This is a genomic window from Acinetobacter sp. SFD (assembly GCF_001647575.1).
Lineage (GTDB): Bacteria > Pseudomonadota > Gammaproteobacteria > Pseudomonadales > Moraxellaceae > Acinetobacter > Acinetobacter pecorum.
In genome coordinates, this window is record NZ_LSZJ01000013.1 from 67478 (window position 1) to 89481 (window position 22004).

Consider the following 22004-nt stretch of genomic DNA (forward strand, 5'->3'; position numbering starts at 1 on the left):
GCGGATATTCCAATAAAAAGGGCCGCTTTTGCGACCCTTTCTTGAAATTTAAAATGGATTAACCAATAAACTTACGTGCATTACGGAACATACGTAACCAGGCACCATCCTGATCCCAGTCTTCCGGTTTCCAAGAATGCTGAATCGCTCGGAAGTTACGTTCCGGATGTGGCATCATAATCGTTGCACGACCATCCTGCGACGTTACACCAGTAATACCTTCTGGTGAACCGTTCGGGTTCAATGGATACTGTTCAGTTGCATTGCCATGGCTATCGACATAACGTAAAACGACCTGATTCGATGCATTCAGTGCAGCAAAGTTTTCCGCAGTTGCAACCGCACGACCTTCACCATGCGCTACAGCGATCGGTAGAATCGAACCCTGCATATCTTGCAACAAGACAGAATTCGATTTTTCTACACGTACGTTCACTGCACGTGCTTCAAATACTTCTGACTTATTACGGTAGAAACGAGGCCAGTGTTCAGCACCCGGAATCAGTGGAGCCAATTGGGACAACATCTGGCAACCATTACAGATACCTAATGAGAAAGTTTCCTGACGGTTAAAGAATTTCTCAAACTGGTCACGTAACTTGGCATTGAATAAGACTGATTTTGCCCAGCCGCCGCCTGCACCCAGCACGTCACCATACGAGAAACCACCACAAGTTACCAAGCCTTCAAAATCATCCAGGCTGATACGACCTGCCAGCAAGTCACTCATATGTACGTCAACCGTATTGAAGCCGACTTTATCAAATGCTGCAGCCATTTCTACATGACCATTGACACCCTGCTCACGCAGAATTGCCATATTTGGACGACGCAAGTTAATGAAAGGCGCTTCAACAGGTTCGTTCAGGTCAAATGTCGGTTGAGCAATAATACCTTGGTGTGCTTTATCAGTAATTAACGCAAATTCCTGATCCGCCGTTTCCACGTTGTCACGCAGGCGCTGGATTTGATGTGATACTTCAGTCCAGGCCACTTGTAGATCAGCACGATCTAAGCTCAAGCCATTTACAGTTAAAGTATCTGTATTGTTGACAGTACCCACCACTGTAATTGCATCTTTAAGCGTAGATGCTGCAACTTCAGCCTGTAATACCTCCCAATCTGCTTTCGCGATTTGCAGCACTGCACCGATTTCTTCAGCAAATAGACCAGCTACAGATTGCTCTTCTAATGCTACACCAAGACGTGACGCGAACATCATTTCTGCAACAGTCGCAACCAAACCACCATCACCGATGTCATGGTACGCTTTGATCAAGCCACGGTTGTTCCAATCTTGTACCAATGCGAAGAATGCTTTGAAGTCATCGAAGCTATCCACATCAGGCGTAACCGAACCAATCGCTTTATAAACCTGAGCCAGGATCGAACCGCCCAGACGGAATTGACCTTTAGACAGATCAATACGAACCAGTACAGATTCAATATCTTTCAGTTCAGGCGTCAATGTCTTGCGAACATCAGTTACTGGTGCAAATGCAGTAATCACGCCTGACATTGGAGAAGTCACAGACTTGTCTTCACCTTCATCATTCCAGGTAGTACGCATAGACAATGAGTCTTTACCCACCGGAATTGCAATACCCAGTGCCGGACACATTTCCATACCGATAGCTTTTACGCCTTCGAATAATGCCTGGTCTTCACCTTGTTGACCGGCAGCCGCCATCCAGTTTGCAGACAGCTTGATATCGCTGATTTTTTCAATCTTCGCAGACATGATGTTCGAGATCGATTCAGCAACTGATAAACGTGCAGACGCAGCAGGATTCAACAAGGCTACTGGTGGACGTTCACCCATTGCCATTGCTTCACCGGTGTAACCCACCAAGCTTGTTGTAGTCACAGCAGCATCCGCGACAGGAACCTGCCAGCGACCCACCATCTGGTCACGTGCCACCATACCGGTAATCGAACGGTCACCAATACTGATCAGGAATGATTTAGAAGCCACTGTCGGGTTTTTCAGAACGCGATAAATCGCATCTTTCAGATCAGTGACTTTAGCTGCGTCAAAGTCATCGCCTTTGCGTTCAATCGTTTCATATGAACGACTCATACGTGGCGTACCACCAAGCATCACCTGCATTGGCATATCCACCGGCTTGTTGCCGAACAATGGATCTTCAACGGTTAAATGACGTGCTTCAGTCGCTTCACCCAGTACTGCAAACGGACAACGTTCACGCGCACAGATCGATTCAAATAATTCTAAAGAAGATGGACGAATCGCCAAAACATAACGTTCTTGCGCTTCGTTTGACCAGATTTCCATTGGAGACATACCTGGCTCAAGCGATGGAATCTTACGCAGATCCAGCACTGCACCAAGCTCGTGGTCATTCACCAGTTCAGGCATGGCATTGGAAATACCACCCGCGCCTACATCATGCACCGACACGATTGGGTTGTGATCTTCCATGCGCCAGCAGGTATCAATCACTTCCTGACAACGGCGTTCCATTTCCGGATTTTCACGTTGTACCGAAGCAAAGTCCAGGTTCTCGCCCAATTTACCGCTGTCTACAGAAGACGCTGCACCACCGCCTAAACCAATAAGCATGGCTGGACCACCAAGAACGATCAATAAATCGCCCGGCTGAATCGGATCTTTTTCAACGTGATCCGGACGGATATTCCCGTAACCACCGGCAATCATGATTGGCTTATGGAAACCTTTAACATCGCCATTGACGTTTTGTTCAAAGGTACGGAAGTAACCGTTTAATGCAGGACGACCAAATTCGTTGTTAAACGCTGCACCACCCAATGGGCCTTCAATCATGATTTGAAGTGGAGATGCCATACGAGATGGTTTGCCGTAGTTTTCTTCCCAAGGCTGTTCAAAGCCTGGAATATTCAGGTTAGAAACAGTGAAACCTGTTAAACCTGCTTTTGGTTTACCACCCCGACCAGTTGCGCCTTCATCACGGATTTCACCGCCTGAACCTGTCGCAGCACCGGCAAATGGTGCAATCGCAGTCGGGTGATTATGCGTCTCTACCTTCATCAGGATATGTGCAGCCTGACTCTTGTACTTATAAACGTGTTGTCCACTATTTTCCAGGGTTGGATAGAAACGTTGCGTATCAAAACCCACAATCACTGAAGCGTTGTCTTTATAAGCTGACAATACGTCTGTTGGTGATTCTTTATACGTATTTTTGATCATCTGGAACAATGACAATGGCTGAACTTCACCATCAATTGTCCATTCTGAACCGAAGATTTTATGACGGCAATGCTCAGAGTTGGCTTGTGCAAACATCATCAGTTCAATGTCATTCGGATTACGACCCAGCTTGATGAAAGCTTCAGTCAGGTAATCAATTTCGTCCATTGATAATGCGAAACCAAATTCATTATTGGCTTTAACCAGCGCTTCTTTACCTTCCCCCAGAATATCAATGGAGTTCAATGGTTTGGGCGCCGTTTCCACAAATAATACCGCAGCATCTTCAATCGCATTGAATACGCTTTCGGTCATACGGTCGTGCAGGACCTGTAGAGCCTCTTTGGAAAGCTCTTTTGTGCCTTTCAAAGTAAATAAAACGCCGCGTTCTAAACGATGAACCGGCGTATTACAGTTTTTGAAAATATCCGTCGCTTTAGAGGACCAAGGAGAGATGGTTCCGACGCGCGGTGTGACTAAAATCTGGATTTCATCACTTGCAGCCTGGTGCAATTCAAAAGATTGACCATCGTTGAGAAGCTGTAAAGCTGATTGCTGTTGTTGCTCGCTGAGCGCTTGGTCAAAGAGGTAGACCCATTGACTTTCAATTGATTGAACAGAACTAATTGACGTCAAACGCGATAATAGTTGAGTTTTCTTAAAAGAAGAATGTGCGGGTGCACCGGCAACGATAAACATGCTGATTTTGGCTCCACGGGATGGTCTGAACAACCATGCCACAATGTGACTTGAGAGAGCGCATATTCTACTGTGAAATAAGGAAATCGGCTAGATGCCAAATCAGAAAACTATAGCTGAAATACCCTGGACTTTTAAAAAATTTTGTTTATTTTCAGTCAGGAAAATTGAATGTAGTCGCACAGGTTATCACATTTTTTTAAAGAAAAATCAAAACCAGTTCAGAATAATTTTATATATAAAAATTGTATTATTTTTCAACAACAATCATGACAAATTCTTGTTCAGATTGTATGGCTATAACTTGCCAAAACTCCTGTATAAAACAGAATAAAATACTTAAGAACCAGGTTTTTCATGAAGTTCTATTTTTGCACGCTGTTTTTAATTATTTTGATTGACTCTCACCTTTCACCCTCAAGATTAGAAAATTGGTTAAAGGTCTTCTGCCGTTCTGCACTACAAGGAACAGTTCTCTGCCCATCTCCTCCATTAGGGCACTAGAGGCAAATTACCACCCTCTATAAACGAATAATTAATACTGAGTGGTATTTTAATTTAACATAATCTTCAGAACAAAAACCGAACATCTATTCTCATCTTCTAAAAGAATAAAAATAAAATTCCTTATTTGATCCTTTTATTTTTTCATATTTGATGTTTATCTTCTTAGATCATAATTAAGTAAAATTTACTGATCTAAAAGACCAAAGATTATATCGATAAAATTACCCCATCATATCCAATATTTTGAAATTTCATCACTTATTCATTAGTTCTATTATGCGTAAAAAGCACAATATAAATAGCAAAACACCACTCGTATTTATGAAAAAATTTACCAGTAATTATGAGGACTATCTAAAAAAATAATGAAGAAATGATTAATAATAAAATTTTGTTACCTTTTTTATTTAATCCGTATTCTCAGTTTTTATTTAACTCAAAAATTTTAAAATAAATATTTGTAATTGCTAAAAAAATGACAAAAAAATATTTTTTTATTCAAAGGTAAGAGTAACGAGCTTACATCTCTATATCAGCCAGAAATCTTACAAAATAGATACTTCATCAGTAAATTTGATGATTTTATGTTAGGCTCTTGCTCCATTGCTGAGAAAACGTCCAAATTCCGGGCCTGGCAATGGTTTTTCCTTTCTGCTGTAGAGATGAATATAAATTCTATATTCGGACACTCACTTTTTGATGTTCTATAGCTTCACTGCTCTGTCTATTTTAGAGCCTTAATCTGTCACCAATGATTTAACTTTCAAAAACAAAAGGTGACCCGCTTAAGGAGTATGTATGTTTCAGTTCACTAGTACAGCAACTGTACTATTGATGGTGCTTTTCTATGGCATCACCTTTCTACTATCGTTACGCATTAAACAGAAAAATGAAAATGTCGATGGCTACATGGTTTCGAATGGCTCCATCGGATTTGGAATGTCTGCTGCCAGTATGACCGCCACCTGGATCTGGGCTGCCTCGTTTTATGCAGCAGCTTCATCCGGATATACATACGGCGTGTCTGGTGCCCTCCACTATGGTTTGTGGGGTGCGCTGATGATTTTATTTATCTATCCCTTTGGCAAGCGCTTTCGTGAACTGGCACCTAATGCACATACTTTGGCAGAAATCATGCATGCCCGGCATGGCAATCAAAGTCAGATGATTCTGGCAGGTTCCAATATTGTGGGTAGCGTGATCAGCCTGATGGTGAACTTTACCGCTGCCGGGGCACTGGTTGAAATTTTATCTCCTTTAAGCTTTATCCATGGCGTGCTGATTACTGGTATCGGTGTACTGTCCTATACCCTCTGGTCGGGGTTCCGTTCCTCAGTCTTTACCGATTTTGGTCAACTGGTGGCAATGATTGTCGCGGCTGTGATCATTATTCCAACCTTATTCTTTACCTTAGGTGGGCCATCCCTGTTTCAAAGCGGAATTCATCACCTGCAACCGGAACAGCTGGATTTTTTCTCTAAAACAGCCTTTTTGGAACAAGGCGCACCATTTTTTGTTGCCGTATTGGCCTATGCGATTGGTAATCAGACCATTGCCCAGCGCCTGTTTGCAGTCCGTGAAGACCTGATCAAACCGAGTTTTATCACTGCAACCATTGGTTATGCTGCAATTGTCATTGGTCTAGGCATGCTTGGATTACTGGCACTATTTGCAGGTATTCAACCCATTGATGGCAACCTGAATAACCTGATTCCACAAATGGCAGCGACTTATCTTTCGCCATTTATGGTCGCGCTGTTATTCATCATGGTGATTGGAGCCCTGTCTTCTACCGCTGACTCGGATCTGTCTGCTCTGTCTGCGATTGTCATGACGGACATTTATGGCAAACAGATTGCGAAAAACCGCCCTGATCCAAAGAAAATGCTATTTATTGGCCGTATGACCATGATCGTTGCCACCATGCTTGGAATTTTGATTGCCACCTTGAAATTTGACATTTTGTCGATGCTGATTTTTGTGGGTGCGCTTTGGGGCTCTATTGTGTTCCCGGTGATTGTCAGCCTGTATTGGGACAAGGTGAATGCCCGGGCCTTTAACTGGTCAGTGGGCCTGGCATTTTTAAGCTTTCTGATTGTACGTTTTGAATGGCTTCCGATTCAGGGAATGATCGCACTTGGCTTTGAACTCATTGCGACCCTGGGGATTGGTGTGGTGCTGGGTCTGATGACCTTTGGTTTCTTTGGCAAGAAAGTGGGTATGGTCGTTGGTATATTGGCCAGTATTGGCTTCATGCCATGGACCACCGGCTTTTTGCGTGAATACGGCACCTTGTTAAGCTCACTGACAGCGTATGGCAGTAGTGCGCTGGTATGTACTGTGTTGACGCTGATCTACAGTAAAGAACGATTTGATTTTAAACAAATCAATAAGATGGTGATTGAATTTCACCAGCTATCTGAGAAAAGTAAATAAGGAGAGTTCAGATGACAAGTCAATTATTGACCCTATATGTACTTTTTTGGCCATTAGTGGCAAGCCTGGTCCTGTTCACGATTTGCCTGAATGTCTATAAAGACACACAACAGGCCAAGAAAAATGGTAAAGAGCTAATCTGATTCTTTACCGTATAAAGCAGGTTTAATAGCCTGCTTTTTTATTGTTCATTTGATAATTTTGATTTTTAATTCTCAGTCTTTTACAGCTGGCTAAAATAACCATATGCAGCATGACAATTCATGTCGCACTGCCCTAGTCCCCGAACCAGTTTTTTGGCATGATGCAAACAGTTAATAACTGAATAATGATAAATGACTCAAATGCGTTGGTTAGAACTGCTCTCGACAGTTCGGATGGGTAGTAAAAAGCAAAAAACTGAACTGGCACGCAGCCCGTTCCATAAAGACTATGACCGTATTATTTTTTCACACAGTTTCCGTCAGTTAAACCGCAAAACCCAGGTCCATCCACTGACTCAGCATGACGGGATTCATACCCGTTTGACCCATTCGCTTGAGGTCTCCTGTATTGGCCGTTCATTGGGTATGCTGGCTGCCGAAAAAATCAAAGATAATTTACCTGCCTGGATTTCTCCGGCTGATGTTGGTGCCATCATTCAGGCCGCCTGTCTGGCACATGATATTGGTAATCCACCTTTTGGCCATGCCGGCGAATATGCCATTCGGGAGTGGTTTGACGATGCATCACATACCGACTTCTTAAACAACCTGAGTCCCGAACAGGAAGCGGATGTCCGTCAGTTTGAAGGTAATGCCCAAGGCCTGCGTCTGCTGACCAAGATTGACTATCATCCTAATGATGGCGGTATGCGTCTGACCTATGCCACTCTGGGTGCTTATCTCAAATATCCGTGGCTCTCGCAGACCATTGACCCGACCGGCAACACGCCAGCCAGCCGTCGTCCGAAATTCGGCTGCTACCAGTCTGAAAAAGAGGTTTTGCAGGAAATTGCTGAACATTTGGGCCTGATCCAGCTAGGTGACTATCATTATTGCCGACATCCCCTGACCTATCTTTTAGAAGCTGCGGATGATATCTGCTATGCCCTGATTGATCTGGAGGATGGTATCAGCCTGAATATGCTCAGCTATGCGGAAGTTGAACCAGTCTTTCTGAACTTGCTGGGTGATTATGGTATACCTGAAGAAATCAATATGCCTTATACCACCTGGCAACAAAAAATTGCCGCGCTGCGTGGCCGGGTAATGAAACGTCTGGTAGAAGAAGTTACTACAGCATTTGCACGACATCAGCAGGAAATTCTGATGGGCCAATTGCAAGGCTCATTGCTGGGTTATTGTAGTGCTGATATTGAAATGGGTATTAACCGGGCCAAAGAACTGGCGCGAGACAAAATCTTTGAACATCCGCAAAAAGCAGGTCTGGAAATTATCGCGCATCAAAGTCTGCAAACCATTCTGGATGCCTTTATTCCTTTGACCACGCCACACAAAACCTTAAGCTTTAAGGAACAACGTTTAATGGCTATTTTAAAACGCTCAGGTGCATATTTTGCAAATGATCACTATGCCAATATCATGCAGGTGCTGGATATTGTCTCCAAGTTTTCTGATCATCAGGCTTATAATCTGGCGCAGGAACTGCATGGCAATAAAGCCGGCTTGCTTTAAGCAGTGAAGACCTGATGAAAATCTCAGCAAAATCACTGCTTTTAACTGATAGAGTTTTGCCTTTATCAAAAATGCTGACTACTATGCCTGTATTAAATTTGAGTATATAAAAAATGATTGGATGCCTGATTGGGGAAGTGCTGGCGCTGGAAGCACCGACTGTTTTATTAAATGTGAACGGCGTAGGTTATGAGATTGACACCCCTTTAACCACTTTCTGTCAGTTGCAAAAAGGCCAGAAAATTACCCTGTGGACCCATCTGGCTGTTCGTGAAGATGCCCAGTTACTTTATGGCTTTATCAATGCGCAAGAAAAAACCATTTTCCGTACCTTATTAAAGGTGAACGGCGTTGGTCCGAAAATGGCGCTTGGTATCCTTTCCACTTTAAGTGTGGAAATGCTGATCCACACCGTTGAACATGAAGATATCAATACTCTGGTCAAGGTTCCGGGGGTGGGTAAAAAGACTGCAGAACGCCTGATGATTGAATTACGTGACCGCTTTAAAGCCATGGCTTCAGGTGCTGCACCAAGTAATTCAACTGCACCACAAATTCAGTTTATGAGTAATTCAGCCGTGGCTGAAGCGGAAGCAGCATTACAGTCGTTGGGCTATAAACCTGCTGAAGCACAAAAACTGGTGAATGCTGCCAAAGGTGAATTTACTGAAGCCAGCGATATTATCCGCGCTGCATTAAAGTCGATGAATAAGTAATAGCACAGATACTGGATATAGAATTTATGCCAGTATCAGAATCTGCCTAGCGACATGGATGTCGCCTGCTAAACTGTGCGATCAGGATGTAGCATCAGTTTAAAAAATGGGTTTTGTTACTTTTGCCCAGTCAAAAGTAAGAGCATGCCGACTTAATGGCATAGAAATTCCAAGAGCATTTTGAGGCTATGACTTTATTCACCTCAAATAAACCATAGAGATTAACTCAAAAGATGCAAGACCGTCTCATCAGTGGTTCTGAAAAACCCGAAGATCACTTTGATCGTGCCATCCGTCCGACTTCCCTAGATGACTATATCGGTCAGCCGGTGGTCCGTGAGCAAATGGAAATTTTCATTGGCGCAGCCCGTGGCCGTGAAGAAGCTCTCGATCACACGCTGATCTTTGGCCCGCCAGGTCTGGGTAAAACGACATTGGCCAATATTATTGCCCGTGAAATGGGGGGCAATCTCAAGTCAACCTCTGGCCCGGTACTAGAACGTGCCGGTGATTTAGCAGCCATGCTAACGAATCTGGAAGAAGGCGATGTCCTGTTTATTGACGAGATTCACCGTCTTTCACCCGTGATTGAAGAAATCCTGTATCCGGCGATGGAAGATTATCAACTCGACATCATGATTGGTGAAGGCCCGGCTGCCCGTTCGATTAAACTGGATTTACCGCCATTTACCTTGGTAGCTGCAACTACACGTGCCGGTTTATTGACTTCACCACTGCGTGACCGTTTTGGAATCGTGCAACGTTTAGAGTTTTATTCGGTTGAAGATTTAACCCACATTGTCAAACGTTCAGCCAATTTGATGGATGTACCGATGACGGGAGATGGTGCAAAAGAAATTGCCCGTCGTTCACGAGGTACACCACGTATTGCTAACCGTTTATTGCGTCGTGTGCGTGACTATGCTCAGGTCAAAGGTACTGGTGAAATCAATCAGGATATGGCACAACGTGCTTTGGACATGCTCAAAGTCGATAAAGATGGTCTAGATACTTTAGACCGCCGTTATTTATCAATGTTGCTTGAACGTTTTGATGGCGGCCCTGCTGGCGTAGAAGCGCTCGCAGCAGCCATGGCAGAAGATTCTGGTACGTTGGAGGATGTGATTGAACCTTATCTGATTCAGCAAGGTTATGTGATGCGTACTGCACGTGGTCGTATTGCCACCAATATGGCGTATTTGCAGTTTGGGATGACTCCTCCTGAACCGAAGGACAAATGAGAAAAGGGAGATTTATTCTCCCTTTTGTTTTTTTATCTCTTGAATAATTAAATTACTCAATTCTTCTCTAACAGCTTGTAAACTTAAGGAATAAATAGCCAAACTCATATTAAATTTTTCTTTATTTTCAACAGAGTCTCTAATTTCCCATACAGAATTTAATACCCTTTTTAATGCATTTTCTATTTTAGAATGTGAGTCAGTAGAAGGAGAATCAAGAAACAATTCAATTTGATAATGAAATTTAATGATTTGAGTATTAAATTTTATAATTTCCTGAATTAAGTCAACAGTTGAATATGTTTTAAAATTCATTGTGATATCAATATTAAACTGCACTAAATGTGATAAATAGTCAGCTACAATGTTTCTTAACTTATTAGTTTCTTCTACCCTATGAAGATATTCTAGTTCATATTTTTTTAATTCAGCTTGTGATGCAATCAAGCTTTGATTTGAATCTTGGATTATTTTTTCAGAACTTTCTATTTGCTTTACTAATGCATCAAAAGACTGTTTAGTTAAATCAAAACTTTTCCGTCCATACCAAATAGCGATAAATGTTGCAGAAATTCCTAAAATTATAGCGACAATCATCGCTATAATAAAAGACCAAATTGCGGTTGTATCTGTCGAATGAGTGAGATTAAGTTCCATTTTCTTATTTAGATTTTCGAGAATACTTGTAGTTTGTACTAAAGGCTGTTGTGGTACTGCCCACGGCAGTTGAATCATCACCTCATTATTATTTTCCTGTGTCAAATCTTCCCCCCAATATTTAACTCAAATCTATAAGCATCGCATTCTAAACAGTTTCAAAGCATTAAAAAATAAAAAGCCAACTGACCATGCCTGAATCAGTTGGTAAAAGCACAAAACAAAAAACTCATTAAAGAAATTAATTTTCTTCTTTCTTAAACTCCTTAAAATCCGCCTTGCGAATCATGGCATGAATACCTTTGGTCTTATCCACCACTTGAGACACTTCAAAGTCAGTGGCAGCACTTAAGTAGGCATAGGCAATTTCTTCAGAAATGCCATATTCATTGACCAGAAAACGGATCGCTTCACGGGTGGATTTACGCATGGCTTCGTCCAAGTCTTCATCCAGACCCGGTGTGATCCAGAATTCAGCATTTTCAGCCAGTGGCTGTTTAATTTCTGCACCCGGAATTTTATCTTTTCCTGATTTAAGCAAAGTGAATTTTAAAGTCGCACGCGCCGATCCTTCCAAGGCAGTTAAAGCCACCTCGCCATCGCCTTGTACAAAGTGACTATCGCCTGTATAGAATAAAGCACCTGGCACTTGTACAGGATAATAAGCCGTAGCCCCTGCTCCTAATTCATTAATGTCGATATTCCCGCCATAAAATGATGGCGGCACAGAGTGCACAGGCTCACTGGTATTTGGTGCAACGCCCATGGTGCCCATAAACGGATTCAGCGGGAAACGAATCGCTTTATCAGATTCAGTTTTTAAAACGCCTTCCCATATGCCATCTGCATTTTTCTCAATTGGGGTAAAAATGGACACGTTGCCATAAGCCTCCGGATTGGCTGGAGATGCATGCTCATGTTTCTGACGTTTCGGAAATTCGGGTAAGGTGCCTTTGCCATGACGGTTTGAAATCACACCATAAGGCACACGCGGTTCAACTTTTAAAATCTCCACCTTTAGAATATCACCCGGCATTGCCCCTTCTACATAGACAGGCCCGGTAATAATGTGTGGTCCATCTTTATGGAAATCATGTTTTAATTTGGAATTCGTGATCAGCTTGGCTTCATCCAATACATGCTCAGGCTTGACACCTTTTGAGGTGAAATATTTCTCTGCATTACGGCCCTGATCTTCTAGCAGCCCTTCATGCGAAACTGTATCGAAAGTAACTGTGCTACCTGAAGGTACAGTTAAAACAGGTTTTGCATCTTTATTTGGCAGATAACCCCACGTAATCGTATTCAAGGTACTCGGCACATAATAATGACCTTTATATTCACCACTTTTGAGTAATGTCGGTTTATTTTCCAGCTGTTTCAGTATTTTAAAGTCTTCAGCCCATATGCTTGTCGAAATAAAACTTAAGCTTGAAGCCACTGCCAGAGATAAAGCCAAAGGTTTTAACATCTGTTCAATTTCCATCATAAAAAATATTACGGAAGAGTGAATGCAATCTAAGTGCCAAAATTATTTTAAGATGTTAAAAAAATCTTCACTTCATCCAGGCTATAGATATAAATGGAATCATTTTTTTCTTTTCCTTAATCATTTTTCATGTGGTTATTTTTATAAGCCTCATACCTTATAAATATAAAAAATTAATATAGATACATATTTTTACAATGTAAAAGAAAAAAATAAAGCTCTTTGAGAACAGTTATTAACATTCAGAATACCTTTAAAGTATCAAAAAATACTTAGAGGGTTTTGGTGGAATTTAGATCAGTATGCCATCCTAAAGAATCACTTTAACCGTTTAAAATTCTTAAGGTTCTCCCGAAGTATGAACATGTATAAGCAGATCTCCCTTTGTCTCCCTCTTCTTTTCTGTAGCCAGTTCAGCATGGCCGACTGGATTGATGATTCTGTACAAGCTGCTGAAGCACACACCATCAAATTACGCCAGCATATCCACCAGCATCCTGAACTGGGCAACATGGAATTCAAAACCTCGGAACTGGTCCAAAAAGAATTAAAATCCTACGGTATTGAAGTACGTAAAGGCTATGCCAAAACCGGTGTAATCGGTGTATTAAAAGGTGCAAAACCCGGCCCTGTAATGGCCTTACGCGCAGATATGGATGCACTACCAATTAAAGAAACTGCACCAGTGTCTTTTGCAAGCAAACAAAAAGCCATTTATCAAGGCAAAGAAACCTATGTGATGCATGCCTGTGGTCATGATGCACATACTGCAATGTTATTGGGTGCAGCCAAAGTGCTGGCGGCCAATAAAGATAAAATTGCGGGTACAGTGGTGTTTGTATTCCAGCCGGCTGAAGAAGGTGGTGCAGATATCGATAACTTCACTCATGGAGATCAGATTGGCTCCCGCAAAATGATTGCCGATGGTGCCTTGAACAGTCCGAAACCTGAAGTGATTTTCGGGATGCATGTAATGGCAGGCATGCCAAGTGGCAATATCTTCTACAAAGATGGTGCGATTTTAAATAGTGCCGATCATCTACGTATTCAGGTCAATGGCAGTCAGGTGCATGGTTCCATGCCTTGGGCAGGTAAAGACCCGATTTATGCCTCTGCCCAGATGGTGACCAATTTGCAAAGTCTGATCAGCCGTAAAGCTGACCTGACTAAAGGGATGGGTGTGGTGAGTATCGGCAGTATTCAGGGCGGTACCACCGGTAACGTCATTCCAGATCAGGTCAATATGGTCGGTACCATCCGTTCTAATAGTGAAGATGTACGTCAGGGCATTTTAAAAGACTTGCCGAAAATGCTGGAACACAATGCCGCTGCCAATGACGTCAAGGTGAAAGTCGAAATTGCACCTTATGCACCGGTAACCACCAATGATAAAACCTTGACTGAATTAATGCGCCCGACATTGGCGAGCGTGCATGGTGAAGATAAATTGCATGTTTTAGATAACAATGCCAGCGCCAGTGAAGACTTTGCTTACTATGGCCAGCTTATGCCATCGCTCTTCGTATTTGTCGGTGCCACGCCAGCAGATCAGGATCCGGCAAAAGCCGCACCGAACCACAACCCGAATTTCATTGTCGATGATGCGACCTTGAAAACCGGTGTCGAAAGCCATATCCGTTTTATTCTGGACTATCCAAAAGTGGCTGAGCAGGTTCAGGCCAACTGGAAACAGAAAGATAAAAGTTAATCCTCTGCTACAAAAAATGCGCGGCTCAATAGACTCGCGCATTTTAGTATCTGCTGCTGTTTCATAAATGAGCTGTTAATTGCGCTCTACCCTAACTTACCCACTTTCATCCAGATTTGACATCTTGTGCCATTGGTCTCAAAACTCACAATGCTAAACTTTGAGCCGCTAAATTGCTTGACTTTTGGCAGGAATCCGGCAAATTCTAAGCCTCCTCCTGCCTCTAAAAAAACAAGCAAAAATTTCGAAAATCTGCATGGAACATAACTATGGCGAATCACTTTGAATTCAATATCCGCGTTTATATTGAAGATACTGATGCGGGTGGCATTGTCTATCACGCCAATCATATTCGCTATATGGAACGTACCCGTACCGAATGGTTACGTGCCGCTGGAGTGAGCCATTACTGGCATCAGACAGACTACAACTTTGTGGTGCATAAAATTAATGTTAAATACATGCGTCCGATTCTGATGGATGACTTAATTACTGTTACAGCACGTGTTATTTCATGTAAAGCTTCATCATTTGTATTGCAACAAAATATTTATCGTGGTGAAATCATGCTTGCATCAGGTGAGGTTGAGTTGGCATGTATCAGTGCAGAGATGCGACCACGTCGACTCCCGGATGAAATCCGCGAACTAATTCAAAAAGAATTGGAACAAGACTAAAAAAATTTATTGGCACACGTAACAACTATGGCGACTCAGTTAGAATCATCTCTTCAAGTTTCAGATCTTATTTTACAAGCAAGCCCTGTCGTACAACTGGTGATGCTTTCTCTGCTGTTAGCCTCAATATATAGCTGGTATCTGATTGCCAGGCTCTACATGAGTTATAAAAAAGCCCAGGCCGATGATGAACATTTCCAGAAAATCTTCTGGTCTGGTGCTGAACTGAATACTCTGTATAACAATGCACAACTTAATTCTAAACGTACCGGCCTTGAAGATATTTTCTATCAGGGTCTGGGCGAATTCCTGAAACTGAAAAAACGCCATGCGCCAACTGCCCAGTCGATTGAAGGAACAGAGCGTATTCTGCGTGTCGGTTTAAGCCGTGACCAAGGTCATCTGGAACAAGGTCTGGGCGCATTGGCGAGTATTGGTTCGGTCGCGCCTTATGTCGGTCTGTTCGGTACAGTCTGGGGCATTATGAATGCCTTTATTGGCCTGGCAGATGTCGATCAGGTAACGCTAGCCACAGTCGCACCCGGTATTGCCGAAGCACTAATTGCAACAGCGATCGGTCTGTTCGCAGCTATTCCAGCGGTATTGGCTTTCAACCATTTTACGGCCAAAGGTGAAACGGTCTACTCTGACCGTGCGCTGTTTGCCGAAGAAATGGTAGCGCTATTGCAACGTCAGTCTGTGGGCGTAACTCAGGACAAAGACTAATGGCGATTCAAGGTTCAGGACGCTTTCAGCGTATTAAAAAGCCACTGAAAAGTGACATGAATGTGGTGCCGTATATCGATGTCATGCTGGTACTTCTGGTGATCTTTATGGTCACCGCCCCGATGATTACCAGCGGCATCAAGGTCGATTTGCCTCAGGCCAACGGTTTGCCGATCGAATCCAAGGATGCGCCGACAATTGTCACACTCAAAGAAGATGGTTCATATTATCTAGAATATAAAAATCAGGCGACTGGTCCGGTCACACTGGAAGAATTAACCCGTACGCTTGTTGATGCCCAAACCCAGGCACAAAATGAAAACAAGGTGCTGAATGTCGTGATCAATGGCCATAATACCCGTCCTTATGGTGAGGTCATGGCCTTGATGTCGAGCCTGCAAGATGCTGGCCTTTCTCAGGTCGGTTTACTGACCAAACCCCTAGAATAAAGTATGAAAAATTATCAGAAACCGCCCTTTCAAAAAAAAGCAATTGCGATTGGATTTACGCTCGGCATCCATGCAGTGGCTTTGGTGGGCCTGCTTTTTCTAGGGATGAGTAAACCCCCTGAACCACCGAAACAGATTAAAACTATTCTGATCAAGCCAGAGGACCTCAAGCCGGTCACTCGTGAAGAAACTGAATTTGAGGAGACTGCCCATAACAATGTTGCAGAAGAAATCACTCAAACGGCAGAACCCAGTATAGAACCCGCTCCTTTCATTCCAACTACAGCCCCTGCTGTACCTGTGACTCCACCTGCGCCAAAAGTCGATACACAAAAAGCCCAGCAGGAACTGAAAGCCGCAGAGGCAGCACAAGCCAAGGCTGCGCAGCAAGCCGCTGAAGCAGCAAAACGTGCCCAAGCCGCTGAACAGGCCAAACAGGCAGCAGCTAAAGCAGAGGCAGCGCAAAAATCCAAGGCGGAAGCCGAAGCTGCACGCCAAGCTGAACTGGATGCACAGCGCAAAGCCGATGCTGCACAAAAAGCCAAACTGGAAGCAAAGAAAAAAGCCGATTTAGCTGCCAAGCAAAAAGCAGAGGCTGCATCGAAAGCCAAAGCAGAGGCTGAGGCCAAACGTAAGGCCGATGCTGCAGCAAAAGCCAATAATGATGCAGCAGCGAAACGTAAAGCAGATGCTGATGCAAAAGCCAAAGCGGACGCAGCCGCTAAAGCTAAAGCAGATGCAGCGGCAAAAGTTAAAGCTGACGCGGCAGCTAAGGCTAAAAATGATGCAGAGGCGAAACGTAAAGCGGACGCTGATGCGAAAGCCAAAGCAGATGCAGCAGCTAAAGCCAAAGCTGACGCGGATGCCAAACGTAAGGCAGAGACTGATGCGAAGGCCAAATCGGATACCGCTGCAAAAGCTAAAGCCGACGCAGACGCTAAACGTAAGGCAGATGCAGAAGCCAAAGCTAAAGCGGATGCCGATGCGCGAGCCAAGGCAGATGCAGAGGCCAAAGCATCCGCTGCCAAACAGGCAGCTGAAGAAGCGGCACAGAAAAAAGCGGAATCGAAACGGATTGCATCCACCGCAAAACGTGATTTTGAAAATAAAATCAAACGTGCTTGGGATACGCCAGTAGGTTCTTCAGGTCAGAAAGCGACTGCTCGTGTCACCCTAAGCGATAGTGGTTCTGTGGTTTCTGTAATTGTGAATTCGAGTGACCCGGACATGAAGGCCAGTGTAGAAGCTGCAGTACGTGCTGCTGCTCCTTATCCAATGCCTTCCGATTCGGATGCCCGCCGTGAAGCACGAAGTTTTACTTCAACCTTTACAGCTCAATAAACTCAATAAAAAAACCAGCCGTCATCAAGAACAGGTGTTATGGCTGATTTTTTAAGTTAAACTTCAATTGAAATAGCTTAAACAATATTCACTTTTCACAGTGTGATAACAGTTGAGTGAAAAATTCTGGGTTTTGTTCGTATCAATTCATGCGATGATGGAGCCCGATCACTTATAGAATAACTCCGTTGATTTGAGTAAATAACGAATGATGGAAAAAACTCGCAAACACCTGCTCTGCCTTGCAGTCCTGACAAGCTTGGGCACAATCATTACTACCCAGTCACAGGCTCAGCTACATCTGGAAATTACCAAAGCGCCGGAAGCTGCGCCGAAAATTGCCATTGTGCCTTTTAGCCAGGACCAGAGTATTTACCCTATTGTAGAAAATGACCTGAATCGTTCCGGCAGATTTACCAGCGCTTCAAAAAATCTGCCTGCTACTGCCGCAATGAATACTCCGAATGCAGAAGCATGGGCAAGCGCAGGTGTTCCCTATGTAGTGACCGGTTCTTCCAAGACCAATCCCGATGGCTCTTTTAGTATTCAGTATCAACTGTATGATGTGGAAAAAAGGCAGTATCTGCTCAATGAACTGTTGACTGTGCCGGCGTCGCGCACCCGTCAGGCAGCACATATGATCAGTGATGCCATTTATCAGGCATTAACCGGTATTCCTGGAGATTTTAGCGGTCGGATTGCTTATGTGCTGCGTAACCCGGCAACCCCTGAGCAACGTTATACCCTACAGATTGCCGATACGGATGGTGAACAGCCAAAAACAATTTTGACTTCCCGTGATCCGATTTTATCACCAGCTTGGACACCGGATGCGAAAAAGATTGCCTATGTATCTTTTGAAACCAAACGTCCAGCCATTTATGTACAGGATCTGGCGACCGGTCAACGTGAAAAGCTGGCCAGTTTCCGTGGCTTAAACGGCGCACCGAGTTTCTCGCCAGATGGCAAGAGCATGCTGTTTACTGCTTCAATGCACGGCAACCCGGAGATCTACCAGATGAATCTGGAGACACGCCAGTTAAAACGCATGACCAATGACAGTGCCATTGACACCGAAGCACGTTATTCACCAGATGGCAAATCCTTTATTTTTACGTCAGATCGTGGTGGTTCTCCACAGATCTACCGTTATGATTTTAATGGTGAAAGTACCAAACGTCTGACGTTCCGCGGTGCCTTCAATGCCCGTGCGACTCTAAGCGCAGATGGCAAGAAACTTGCACTGGTTCATCGCCCCAGTGGCAGTAATTATAAAGTGGCCGTACAGGATATCAGCTCAGGTGTGACCAACATCCTGACTCCGACCAGCCTGGATGAATCACCAAGCTTCTCGCCAAATGGTCAGATGGTGGTCTATGCCACACGCGAAGGTAATCGTGGATTATTATCCATTATGTCGTTAGATGGTCGTTTCCGTATGAATCTGCCAAGCGAAACTGGTGAAGTTCGTGAACCCGCCTGGGCACCAAAATAATAGTTGAATACTTAAAACCGCTTTAACCCATAATCAACTTCATGGAGATGAAGAATGAACAAAGTAAAATTATTTGCATTGCCTTTGCTTGCAGCCGCTGTGGTCATGACAGGTTGCGCCAGCCGTAAACCTGCTGCTGAAGTTCAGACGGGTAATCTGGATACGACCGGTACGACTACGGTTAACACTCAGGGTCTGAGCGAAGATGCAGCATTAAATGCACAAAACCTGGCGGGCGCATCAGCCAAAGGTGTTACTGCAGAAAATAAGGCCTATCTGGCAAAACGTGTGGTTCATTTTGACTATGACAGTAGCGAATTGAGCAATGATGATATTCGTACTTTGCAGGCACATGCCCAGTTCCTGATGGCCAATGCCAATTCACGGGTAGCCTTAACTGGTCATACGGATGAACGTGGTACACGCGAATACAACATGGCACTTGGCGAACGTCGTGCCAAAGCAGTTGAAAGTTTCCTGACCACTTCAGGGGTCAATGCAGGTCAGCTGGAAGCTGTCAGCTATGGTAAAGAAATGCCGATTAACCCGGGCCACGATGAAAACGCGTGGAAAGAAAATCGTCGTGTAGAAATCAATTATGAAGCGGTTCCGCCATTGTTGAAATAAAGAATTGCTTAAACAATAAACTGCTCAATAAAAAAGCACTCAAATGAGTGCTTTTTTATTGAAAGAAATTTTGAAAGTGCAAGGAATAATCTATTCCTTCTCTTCGCCTTCCTCATGAGCTTGCATCGACTCAATCATGTCATGTTTATTGAATTTCTTGTATTCAGGTTTAGATTCGTAACCCTTCCACGCTTCTTTCATCTTGTCTTCAGAAATTTCATCGAGATTAATTGCTTCACTTGGGGTTGGAGTCGCATCAAACTTCAATGTTGTCATCTCTGTGCTCCTATTTTTACTGTTCCATTGCATTCAACATAGCACTTTCCACAGGAGTTGCAAGGGCAAAATCACAACAAATAACCCAGTTTAATTGTCCTTTTCAGACGTTCTCATCTAAAATATAGCCGCATATCGTTTTGATCATTTTTTCCCGATTTTAAGTCTTGGAGTTTCCCCCCTATGTCATACCGCACTTTATCCCAGTTTCTACAACAACAAAGCGGAAACCTCACCCCAGAACTTTCACAAGTTATTGAAACGATTGCAAATACTTGCAAAGATATCGATCAGTTATTGCAAAAAGGTGCTTTGGCTGGTGTATTGGGAAGTGCACAGCATGAAAACGTTCAAGGCGAAGAGCAAAAGAAACTGGATGTCATTTCTAATGATTATCTGATTGATGCCCTGCAGCAACATCCAAATGTGGGCGGTCTAGCCTCAGAAGAACTGGATGAATTCACCCCGGCACAAGAAAATGGCCAGTTTCTGGTATTGTTCGATCCACTAGACGGCTCTAGCAATATCGACATCAATATGTGTGTCGGCACTATTTTCTCGATTCTTCCTGCGAAAAATGCTGTGACTCAGGCAGAAGATTTCATGCAGGCTGGTGTAAACCAAGTGGCTGCCGGTTATGTGCTTTATGGTCCATCTACCATGCTGGCATTAACAGTAGGTGCAGGCGTAGTGTTCTTTACCTTTGATCCTGAAACAAAAGAATTCCTGCTGACTTCTGAAGGTATTCAGGTTGCTGCCGACACCAAAGAATATGCCATCAATGCCTCAAATCAACGTCATTGGGAAGCACCAGTACAGCGTTATATCGATGAATTGTTAGCTGGCAAAACCGGTCCTCGTGAAAAAGACTTCAATATGCGCTGGGTTGCCTGTATGGTGGGCGATATTCACCGTATTCTTTGCCGTAGCGGTATCTTCATGTATCCATATGATCTTAAAGATCCGGCTAAAGCAGGCCGTCTGCGTTTAATGTATGAAGCCAACCCAATGAGTATGTTGATGGAACAGGCTGGCGGTGCATCGACTACAGGTCGCGTACGTATTCTTGAGATCGAACCGACTGATTTACATCAGCGTGTTCCTGTGATCATTGGTTCTAAAAACGAAGTTGATCTTGTGACCAGCTACCACAACTAATTTTTTATAGCGGCGGCCGATATTGAATCGGCTGCCGTGGATTATATCTCCCATGGCAACTTTTTTTCTTGACTCTAAAGACAACCCGAAGATTAAACACTTACGTGGTTTGATTGAACAGAATACCTATCGTAAAAAACAGGGCCAGACTGTCCTGGAAGGCACACATCTGTCTCTCGCCTGGCTGCATGAAAACCGTAAAATTGATTCGATTTTCACCACTGAACAAGCCCTTTCCCACCCAGATTTCGAGAAAATTCTTACAAAATATACAGGTACAGTCTTTGTTCTGGGCGAATCCTTGTACAAAGATTTAAGTACTTTAGGAACATCATTGGCCTGTTTGGCTGTGGTGACTCTACCCACAGCAAACTACGCTCTTGATTTCAAGGCAGATACCTTGATTCTGGAAAATGTACAGGATCCAGGAAATGTTGGAACGCTGCTTCGTTCTGCAGCAGCAGCCGGTATTGAACAGATTGTTTGTACCAAAGGCTCTGCGTCTCTCTGGTCTCCAAGAGTCTTACGTGCCGGCATGGGTGCGCACTTCACACTGCAAACTTTTGAAAATATTGCCCTCGAACAAATTCTTGAGCAATTTCAGATCCCGGTTTATGTAACCAGCTCACATCGCGCTGAAAGCCTGTATTCAAAAGACTTACGTAAACCTTGTGTGTGGATCCTGGGTAATGAAGGTCAAGGTGTATCGGATTATGCCATGCAGCATGCTGAAGCTGTGACGATTCCGCAACCAGGGGGCCAGGAATCGCTTAATGTCGCTGTTGCAGGTTCGATCTGCTTCTTTGAAATGGTTCGTCAACGTATCTAATTAGGGATTTAGGTTACAGTGTTTTAATACGACCCTGCCCGTGTATAAAATAGATTAAACTACAAAAATAATAAACTTAATTGTCAACCAAACCGTTACTCCCA

General features: G+C 43.6%; 18 protein-coding genes. 14 read left to right on the forward strand and 4 right to left on the reverse strand.

Going from position 1 to position 22004, the window contains the following annotated elements:
- Window positions 1-58: 58 nt before the first annotated feature.
- Complete coding sequence (gene purL / locus AY605_RS09885) at window positions 59-3892, reverse strand: phosphoribosylformylglycinamidine synthase (RefSeq protein WP_064096242.1); 3834 nt, start codon at window positions 3890-3892, stop codon at window positions 59-61.
- A 1305-nt stretch (window positions 3893-5197) separates the two neighbouring features.
- On the opposite strand from purL, the gene AY605_RS09895 reads away from it, so the two are divergent.
- The 5 genes from AY605_RS09895 to ruvB all read left to right on the forward strand — a co-directional run bounded on the left by AY605_RS09895 (window position 5198) and on the right by ruvB (window position 10468).
- Window positions 5198-6835 carry a sodium:solute symporter family transporter gene (locus tag AY605_RS09895; RefSeq protein ID WP_064096244.1) on the forward strand — a complete coding sequence of 546 codons (1638 nt, stop codon included), beginning with the start codon at window positions 5198-5200 and terminating at the stop codon, window positions 6833-6835.
- A gap of 11 nt (window positions 6836-6846) precedes the next feature.
- Window positions 6847-6978: a putative transporter small subunit gene (locus AY605_RS15150; RefSeq protein WP_212839209.1), complete on the forward strand. Its 132-nt coding sequence runs from the start codon at window positions 6847-6849 to the stop codon at window positions 6976-6978.
- A gap of 192 nt (window positions 6979-7170) precedes the next feature.
- Entirely contained in the window at window positions 7171-8511 is a 1341-nt protein-coding gene (locus AY605_RS09900) for a deoxyguanosinetriphosphate triphosphohydrolase (RefSeq protein WP_064096245.1), read from the forward strand.
- A 113-nt stretch (window positions 8512-8624) separates the two neighbouring features.
- Window positions 8625-9227, forward strand: a complete 603-nt coding sequence (ruvA, locus tag AY605_RS09905; RefSeq protein WP_064096246.1) for a Holliday junction branch migration protein RuvA — start codon at window positions 8625-8627, stop codon at window positions 9225-9227.
- A 233-nt stretch (window positions 9228-9460) separates the two neighbouring features.
- On the forward strand, window positions 9461-10468 hold the full coding sequence (gene ruvB, locus AY605_RS09910) for a Holliday junction branch migration DNA helicase RuvB (protein WP_064096247.1): 1008 nt from the start codon (window positions 9461-9463) through the stop codon (window positions 10466-10468).
- A gap of 12 nt (window positions 10469-10480) precedes the next feature.
- On the opposite strand, the gene AY605_RS15155 is transcribed toward ruvB, so the two are convergent.
- Both AY605_RS15155 and AY605_RS09920 read right to left on the reverse strand, forming a co-directional pair.
- Window positions 10481-11230 (reverse strand): hypothetical protein, encoded by a 750-nt coding sequence (locus tag AY605_RS15155; RefSeq protein ID WP_064096248.1) that lies wholly within the window; start codon window positions 11228-11230, stop codon window positions 10481-10483.
- 136 nt (window positions 11231-11366) lie between these two features.
- Window positions 11367-12596 carry an acetamidase/formamidase family protein gene (locus tag AY605_RS09920; protein ID WP_064096472.1) on the reverse strand — a complete coding sequence of 410 codons (1230 nt, stop codon included), beginning with the start codon at window positions 12594-12596 and terminating at the stop codon, window positions 11367-11369.
- Window positions 12597-12978: 382 nt separating this feature from the next.
- On the opposite strand from AY605_RS09920, the gene AY605_RS09925 reads away from it, so the two are divergent.
- The 7 genes from AY605_RS09925 to pal all read left to right on the forward strand — a co-directional run bounded on the left by AY605_RS09925 (window position 12979) and on the right by pal (window position 19637).
- Window positions 12979-14322 carry an amidohydrolase gene (locus AY605_RS09925; RefSeq protein WP_171254953.1) on the forward strand — a complete coding sequence of 448 codons (1344 nt, stop codon included), beginning with the start codon at window positions 12979-12981 and terminating at the stop codon, window positions 14320-14322.
- 269 nt (window positions 14323-14591) lie between these two features.
- Window positions 14592-14999: a tol-pal system-associated acyl-CoA thioesterase gene (gene ybgC / locus AY605_RS09930; RefSeq protein ID WP_004645668.1), complete on the forward strand. Its 408-nt coding sequence runs from the start codon at window positions 14592-14594 to the stop codon at window positions 14997-14999.
- Between the two features lie 27 nt (window positions 15000-15026).
- A complete protein-coding gene (gene tolQ, locus AY605_RS09935) occupies window positions 15027-15725 on the forward strand; it encodes a protein TolQ (protein ID WP_004645669.1) in 699 nt (232 codons plus the stop codon).
- Window positions 15725-16174: a protein TolR gene (tolR, locus tag AY605_RS09940; protein WP_064096250.1), complete on the forward strand. Its 450-nt coding sequence runs from the start codon at window positions 15725-15727 to the stop codon at window positions 16172-16174. Before tolQ ends, tolR begins: the two co-directional genes overlap by 1 nt.
- 3 nt (window positions 16175-16177) lie before the next feature.
- Window positions 16178-17515: a cell envelope integrity protein TolA gene (tolA, locus tag AY605_RS09945; protein WP_064096251.1), complete on the forward strand. Its 1338-nt coding sequence runs from the start codon at window positions 16178-16180 to the stop codon at window positions 17513-17515.
- A 211-nt stretch (window positions 17516-17726) separates the two neighbouring features.
- Window positions 17727-19010: a Tol-Pal system beta propeller repeat protein TolB gene (gene tolB / locus AY605_RS09950; protein WP_171254959.1), complete on the forward strand. Its 1284-nt coding sequence runs from the start codon at window positions 17727-17729 to the stop codon at window positions 19008-19010.
- A 54-nt stretch (window positions 19011-19064) separates the two neighbouring features.
- The gene (gene pal, locus AY605_RS09955) at window positions 19065-19637 is read left to right on the forward strand and encodes a peptidoglycan-associated lipoprotein Pal (RefSeq protein ID WP_064096253.1); all 573 of its coding nucleotides are present in this window, start codon (window positions 19065-19067) and stop codon (window positions 19635-19637) included.
- A 90-nt stretch (window positions 19638-19727) separates the two neighbouring features.
- On the opposite strand, the gene AY605_RS09960 is transcribed toward pal, so the two are convergent.
- Window positions 19728-19913 carry an NF038105 family protein gene (locus AY605_RS09960; protein WP_064096254.1) on the reverse strand — a complete coding sequence of 62 codons (186 nt, stop codon included), beginning with the start codon at window positions 19911-19913 and terminating at the stop codon, window positions 19728-19730.
- Between the two features lie 183 nt (window positions 19914-20096).
- Between AY605_RS09960 and AY605_RS09965 the strand changes: the two genes are divergently transcribed.
- Complete coding sequence (locus AY605_RS09965; protein ID WP_064096255.1) at window positions 20097-21071, forward strand: class 1 fructose-bisphosphatase; 975 nt, start codon at window positions 20097-20099, stop codon at window positions 21069-21071.
- A 52-nt stretch (window positions 21072-21123) separates the two neighbouring features.
- Window positions 21124-21900, forward strand: a complete 777-nt coding sequence (locus AY605_RS09970) for a TrmH family RNA methyltransferase (RefSeq protein ID WP_064096256.1) — start codon at window positions 21124-21126, stop codon at window positions 21898-21900.
- Window positions 21901-22004: the final 104 nt, after the last annotated feature.